The sequence below is a fragment of the Kitasatospora purpeofusca genome, from assembly GCF_034043715.1.
GTDB classification, from domain to species: Bacteria; Actinomycetota; Actinomycetes; order Streptomycetales; family Streptomycetaceae; genus Kitasatospora; species Kitasatospora purpeofusca_A.
Genome location: NZ_JAXCLC010000045.1, coordinates 67,014 through 73,465, shown reverse-complemented (window position 1 = coordinate 73,465; position 6,452 = coordinate 67,014). Strand labels below are relative to the sequence as shown.

The 6,452-nt window shown below is 71.3% G+C and carries 5 protein-coding genes; all 5 read right to left on the bottom strand.

Annotation, left to right across the window (positions count from 1 at the left end):
• Nucleotides 1-36: 36 nt before the first annotated feature.
• Nucleotides 37-540 (bottom strand): MaoC family dehydratase, encoded by a 504-nt coding sequence (locus SM793_RS22880; RefSeq protein WP_320440133.1) that lies wholly within the window; start codon nt 538-540, stop codon nt 37-39.
• Between the two features lie 22 nt (nt 541-562).
• Nucleotides 563-1,522 carry a CoA ester lyase gene (locus SM793_RS22875; RefSeq protein WP_320440132.1) on the bottom strand — a complete coding sequence of 320 codons (960 nt, stop codon included), beginning with the start codon at nt 1,520-1,522 and terminating at the stop codon, nt 563-565.
• Between the two features lie 18 nt (nt 1,523-1,540).
• On the bottom strand, nt 1,541-3,568 hold the full coding sequence (locus tag SM793_RS22870) for a protein meaA (protein WP_320440131.1): 2,028 nt from the start codon (nt 3,566-3,568) through the stop codon (nt 1,541-1,543).
• 9 nt (nt 3,569-3,577) lie between these two features.
• On the bottom strand, nt 3,578-4,948 hold the full coding sequence (gene ccrA / locus SM793_RS22865; protein WP_320440130.1) for a crotonyl-CoA carboxylase/reductase: 1,371 nt from the start codon (nt 4,946-4,948) through the stop codon (nt 3,578-3,580).
• A gap of 415 nt (nt 4,949-5,363) precedes the next feature.
• On the bottom strand, nt 5,364-6,293 hold the full coding sequence (locus tag SM793_RS22860) for a TetR family transcriptional regulator (protein ID WP_320440129.1): 930 nt from the start codon (nt 6,291-6,293) through the stop codon (nt 5,364-5,366).
• Nucleotides 6,294-6,452: the final 159 nt, after the last annotated feature.

The window sequence follows — 6,452 nt, the reverse complement described above, 5'->3', positions numbered from 1 at the left end:
TCCTGGGGGCGGCGGGTCGGGACCCGCCGGGGTGGTTCAGGCGAGCGGGGTGGGGCGGGCGGGCTGCTCGCCGCCGCGCGCCTCGATGTACGTCGCGGTCGGCACCATCACCTTGCGGCGGAAGATGCAGACGACCGTGCCGTCCTGCTTGTAGCCCTTGGTCTCGACGTACACGATGCCGCGGTCGTCCTTGGACTTGGACGGCCACTTGTCGAGCACGGTGGTCTCGCCGTAGATCGTGTCGCCGTGGAAGGTCGGCGCGATGTGCCGCAGCGACTCGATCTCCAGGTTGGCGATCGCCTTGCCGGAGACGTCCGGGACGGACATGCCGAGCAGCAGCGAGTAGATGTAGTTGCCCACCACCACGTTCCTGCCGAAGTCGGTGGTCCGCTCCGCGTAGTTGCTGTCCATGTGGAGCGGGTGGTGGTTCATGGTGAGCAGGCAGAAGAGGTGGTCGTCGTACTCGGTGACCGTCTTGCCGGGCCAGTGCCGGTAGACGGCGCCGACCTCGAACTCCTCGTAGGTGCGTCCGAACTGCATGGTCGATGGCTCCTGACCGGTCTCAGGCCTGCGGGGGCTCGAACGTGGAGGTGCGCTCCAGGCCGGCCGCGCGGCCCTTGCCGGAGACGACCAGCGCCATCTTGCGGCTGGCCTCGTCGATCATCTCGTCGCCGAGCATCGCCGAGCCCTTGAAGCCGCCGGCCTCGGAGGTGCACCAGTCGTAGGCGTCGAGGATCAGCTCGGCGTGGTCGTAGTCCTCCTGGGAGGGCGAGAAGATCTCGTTGGCGGCGCCGATCTGGTCCGGGTGCAGCACCCACTTGCCGTCGAAGCCCAGCGCGGCGGCGCGGCCGGCCACCTCGCGGTAGCCCTCCTGGTTGCGGATCTGGAGGTAGGGGCCGTCGATCGCCTGGAGGTCGTTGGCGCGGGCGGCCATCAGGATGCGCATCAGGATGTAGTGGTAGGCGTCGGCCGAGTAGCCGGGCGGCTGCTCGCCGACCACCAGGGACTTCATGTTGATCGAGGCCATGAAGTCGGCCGGGCCGAAGATGATGGTCTCCAGCCGGGGCGAGGCCTGGGCGATGGTGTCGACGTTGATGAGGCCCTTGGCGTTCTCGATCTGCGCCTCGATGCCGATCCGGCCGACCTCGAAGCCCATGGTCTTCTCGATCTGGGTGAGCAGCAGGTCGAGTGCCTTCACCTGCTCGGCGTCCTGGACCTTCGGCAGCATGATGCAGTCGAGGTTCTGGCCGGCGCCCTCGACCACGGTGATCACGTCGCGGTAGGTCCAGTGGGTGGTCCAGTCGTTGACGCGCACGACCCGGGTCCTGCCGCTCCAGTCGCCGTTGTTCAGGGCGTCGACGACGGTGTGGCGGGCGCTCTCCTTGACCAGGGGGGCGCAGGCGTCCTCCAGGTCGAGGAAGACCTGGTCGGCCGGCAGGCCCTGGGCCTTCTCCAGGAAGCGCGGGTTGGAGCCCGGCACGGCGAGGCAGGAGCGGCGCGGGCGGAGGCGGTTCTGGGACAAGAGGGTGTTCCTTCCGGGTCAGCCGGTGGTCGTGGCCGGGGCGGGCGTCCAGGGCTGGAGCCTGTTGGCCAGCCGGATCTCGTCCACGATCCGGCCGATGATGGTCGTGATGCCGAAGTCCTTCGGGGTGAACACGGCGGCGACGCCGGCGGCCTTGAGGGCCTCGCCGTCCGCTGCCGGGATGATGCCACCCACGATCACCGGGACATCCTCCACCCCGGCCCGGCGCAGCCGGTGCAGGACGTCCGGCACGAGCTCGGAGTGGGCGCCGGAGAGGATCGACAGGCCCACGCAGTGGACGTCCTCGGCGACGGCGGCCGAGACGATCTGCTCGGGGGTGAGCCGGATGCCCTGGTAGACCACCTCGAACCCGGCGTCGCGGGCCCGGACGGCGATCTGCTCGGCGCCGTTGGAGTGCCCGTCCAGGCCGGGCTTGCCGACCAGCAGCCGCAGCTTGCCGGCGCCGAGTTCGGCGGCGGTCGCGCCGACCGCCTCGCGGACGGCGGCCAGCTCGCCGCCGGGCTCGGCCGGGACCGCGACCGGGGCGCCGCCGACGCCGGTGGGCGCGCGGTACTCGCCGAACACCTCGCGCAGGGCGAAGGCCCACTCGCCGGTGGTGACCCCGGCCCGGGCGCAGGCCAGGGTGGCCGGCACGAGGTTCGCGGTGGTGCCGGCGACGGCCTTGAGCTCCGCCAGGGCGTGCAGCGCGGCGGCCTCGTCGCGCTGCCCGCGCCAGGCTTCCAGCGCGTTCAGCACGGACTGCTCGGAGGCCGGGTCGACGACCATGATCGCGGTGTCGAGGTCGGCCGTGAGCGGGCTCTCCTCGGTGGTGTCGAAGCAGTTGACCCCGATGATCCTGTCCTCGCCGGACTCGATCCGGGCCCGGCGGGCGGCGTGCGAGGCGACCAGGTTGGACTTCAGGTAGCCGGATTCGACGGCCGGGATGACCCCGCCCATCTCCAGCACCTTGGCGATCTCGGCCTCGGCGCCGGCCAGCAGGTCGGCGGTCTTGGCCTCGACGACCTCGGAGCCGTTGAAGAGGTCGCCGTACTCCAGCAGGTCGGACTCGAAGGCGAGCACCTGCTGGATCCGCAGTGACCACTGCTGGTCCCACGGGCGGGGCAGGCCGAGCGCCTCGTTCCAGGCGGGCAGCTGGACGGCGCGGGCGCGGGCGTCCTTGGAGAGTGTGACGGCGAGCATCTCCAGCACGATCCGCTGGACGTTGTTCTCCGGCTGGGCCTCGGTCAGGCCGAGCGAGTTGACCTGCACGCCGTAGCGGAACCGGCGCTGCTTGGGGTCCTCGATGCCGTACCGCTCCCGGGTGACCTTCTCCCAGAGCCGGCCGAAGGCCCGCATCTTGCACATCTCCTCGACGAACCGCACCCCGGCGTTGACGAAGAAGGAGATCCGGGCGACCACCTCGCCCATCCGCTCGGCCGGCACCTGGCCGGAGTCGCGGACGGCGTCCAGCACCTCGATCGCGGTGCACATCGCGTAGGCGATCTCCTGGACCGGGGTGGCCCCGGCCTCCTGGAGGTGGTAGCTGCAGATGTTGATCGGGTTCCACTTCGGGAGGTTCCCGACCGTGTAGGCGATCATGTCGGTGATCAGGCGCACCGAGGGGCCGGGCGGGAAGACGTGCGTCCCGCGCGACAGGTACTCCTTGACGATGTCGTTCTGGGTGGTGCCGGTCAGCTTGGCGATGTCCGCGCCCTGCTCCTCGGCGACCACCTGGTAGAGCGCCAGCAGCCACATCGCGGTGGCGTTGATCGTCATGGAGGTGTTGGTCTGTTCGAGCGGGATGCCGTCGAACAGGGTGCGCATGTCGCCGACGTGGCCCACCGGCACCCCGACCCGGCCGACCTCGCCGCGGGCGAGGATGTGGTCGGAGTCGTAGCCGGTCTGGGTCGGCAGGTCGAACGCCACCGAGAGGCCGGTCTGCCCCTTGGCGAGGTTGCGCCGGTACAGCGCGTTGGAGTCCTCGGCCGTGGAGTGCCCGGCGTAGGTGCGCATCAGCCAGGGCCGGTCGCGCTTCTGGTCGGTCATCGGGTCGCCTTAGAGGTCGCGGCTGGTCTGGACGCTTCGCTCGTCGAGCTCGCGGAAGAGGTTGATCGACGGCAGGTGCTCGGCGCGCAGCTCGGCGTCGCGCACGCCCAGGCCCTCCTCGGGGGCGAGGCAGAGCACGCCGACCTTGCCCTGGTGCCGGTTCTGGTGGACGTCGAGCGAGGCCTGCCCGGTCTGCTCCAGCGAGTAGACCTTGGACAGGGTGGGGTGGATCCTGCCCTTGGCCACCAGGCGGTTGGCCTCCCAGGCCTCGCGGTAGTTGGCGAAGTGCGAGCCGACGATCTTCTTGAGCGACATCCACAGGTAGCGGTTGTCGTACTGGTGCATGTAGCCGGAGGTGGAGGCGCAGGTGACGATGGTGCCGCCCTTGCGGGTGACGTAGACGCTGGCGCCGAAGGTCTCCCGGCCGGGGTGCTCGAAGACGATGTCGACGTCCTCGCCGCCGGTCAGCTCGCGGATCCGCCCGCCGAAGCGCTTCCACTCCCGCGGGTCCTGGTTCTGCTCGTCCTTCCAGAACCGGTAGCCCTCGGCGGAGCGGTCGATGATCGCCTCGGCGCCCATCGCCCGGCAGACCTCGGCCTTCTCCGGGCTGGAGACCACGCAGATCGGGGTGGCGCCGCCGGCCAGCGCGTACTGGGTGGCGTACGAGCCGAGGCCGCCGCTGGCGCCCCAGATCAGCACGTTGTCGCCCTGCTTCATGCCCGCGCCGTTGCGCGAGACCAGCTGGCGGTAGGCGGTGGAGTTGACCAGGCCGGGGGAGGCGGCCTCCTCCCAGGTCAGGTGGGCGGGCTTGGGCATCAGCTGGTTGGTCTTCACCAGGGCCAGCTGGGCCAGGCCGCCGAAGTTGGTCTCGAAGCCCCAGATCCGCTGCTCCGGGTCCATCATCGTGTCGTTGTGGCCGTCCGAGGACTCCAGCTCGACGGACAGGCAGTGCGCGACCACCTCGTCGCCCGGCTTCCAGGCGTTGACGCCGGCGCCGGTGCGCAGCACCACGCCCGCCAGGTCGGAGCCGAGCACGTGGTACGGCAGGTCGTGGCGCTTGGTGAGCGGGGAGAGCCGGCCGTAGCGCTCCAGGAAGCCGAAGGTGGAGACCGGCTCGAAGATCGAGCTCCACACGGTGTTGTAGTTCACCGCGCTCGCCATCACGGCGACCAGGGCCTCGCCCGGGCCCAGCTCGGGCAGCGGGACGTCGTCGAGGTGGAGGGACCGGCGGGGGTCCTTGTCGCGGCTGGCGAGGCCGGCGAACATCTGCTCCTCGTCCTTGTGGAGCGTCACGGCCCGGTAGGACTCCGGCAGCTTCACGTTGGCGAAGTCCGCCGAGGTGCTGTCGGAGCTGAGGATCGCGTCGAGGATTTCCTTCATGGCTGCCTCCGAAGGCGTACCTGTGTGAGGGCACAGGGCGTCTGGGGGAGCCGGGAGCGGACACCGGCTTCGCTGAACGGGGTGGTGGGTGGGTGGCTGGTGGGCCGGGGTGGCCGGTGGCTGGTGGGCCGGTGGCTGGTGGGCCGGGGTGGCTGGTGGGCCGGGTACTGCGGTGGGTCGCCCCCGGGGTCGGGGGGCGCCGGTACGACGGCGCGCCGTGGTGGGGAGCCGCGGCGCCGCGACTGGTGGGTAACAAGGTAGTGGCACCCTGTGCCACTCGTAAAGACACGCGGTGCCATCAATTCAGGCGGCTCCGAGCCGCCTCGCGAGGGCCCGCGCAGGGCATGGAAAGGGCCCGTGCCGACACTCCGGCACGGGCCCCAGAACCCCTCGCGACCTGCGAAAACGCTTGCTGTCAGGCCTGCTTGACGCCCTCCAGGGCGACCCGCACGGCATCCATCACCACGTCCAGCGGGGCGTCCGTCCGGGTGACTGTGATGAGCACCTCACCTGCGGGAGTGGCACTCAGTGCGCTCGTCGTCGAGGCGGTGGAGGCGCCCGCCTCGGTCCCACTGGCACCCGGTGCCACTACGGCACCGCGCCGCCGCGCCCCCGGCGCGCTGGACCCCCAGAAGGTCTGCCGGATCACCTCGAAGGAGTGGTCCAGCTGCGCCTCCACATCGCCCCGCCCGCCCGCCCGCAGCCAGCGCCGCAGCACGTGGTTGTGGGCCGCGACGACCGCCGCCGCCGACACCTCGGCCAGCATCGAGTCGTCCTCGCCGCCGTGCTGCCAGCCCGTGGGGATCTCCCCCGCGGTGTCGAACCGGCCCAGCAGGTAGCGGGTGAACAGCCGCTCGTAGCGGGCCACCACGGCGATCTCCCGCTCCCGCAGCGTCGGCACCTGGCGGATCAGCTGGTACCTGGCCACCGAGACCCCGGGCGTGGAGGCGTACATCCGCAGCACCTCCTTGATGCCCCGGCAGACCACGTCCAGCGGGTGCTCCTCCGGCTCCGCGCTGGCCAGCAGGTCGGCGACCCGCACCAGGGTGTCGTCGTGGTCCGGGAAGATCGCCTCCTCCTTGGACCGGAAGTACCGGAAGAAGGTCCGCCGGGCCACTCCGGCCGCCGCGGCGATCTGGTCGACCGTGGTCTCCTCGTAGCCCTGCGAGGCGAACAGTTCCATCGCGGCGCTGGCCAGGTCCTGGCGCATCTGCTGGCGCTGGGCCGCCGCCCGGCGGCTGCCCTGACCCGCCTCCGCGCCCGTCCCGGGCGACCGGCCGTCACGCGCCGGGGCGGACTGCTGCGGGGCGGATTGCCGTGGGGAGACTGACTGAACCCGATCCATGCCCGGAACGCTACACGTCCCCGGCGCCGGAGCAGGGGGCCTTGCCCGGCGCACCGGGGCCACCGGCCCGCCCACCGCGGGTCTCGGCCAGTGCGCGGACACCGAACCCGCCCCCCAGCCGGCCCGCTCCGCGCGCGACGGCGGCCGGTCGGGCGCTCC

Bases quoted from the DNA above. Each gene is read 5' to 3' on its own strand.
- ccrA (WP_320440130.1), bottom strand. From the start codon at position 4,948: ATGAAGGAAATCCTCGACGCGATCCTCAGCTCCGACAGCACCTCGGCG.
- SM793_RS22860 (WP_320440129.1), bottom strand. From the start codon at position 6,293: ATGGATCGGGTTCAGTCAGTCTCCCCACGGCAATCCGCCCCGCAGCAG.
- SM793_RS22880 (WP_320440133.1), bottom strand. From the start codon at position 540: ATGCAGTTCGGACGCACCTACGAGGAGTTCGAGGTCGGCGCCGTCTAC.
- SM793_RS22870 (WP_320440131.1), bottom strand. From the start codon at position 3,568: ATGACCGACCAGAAGCGCGACCGGCCCTGGCTGATGCGCACCTACGCC.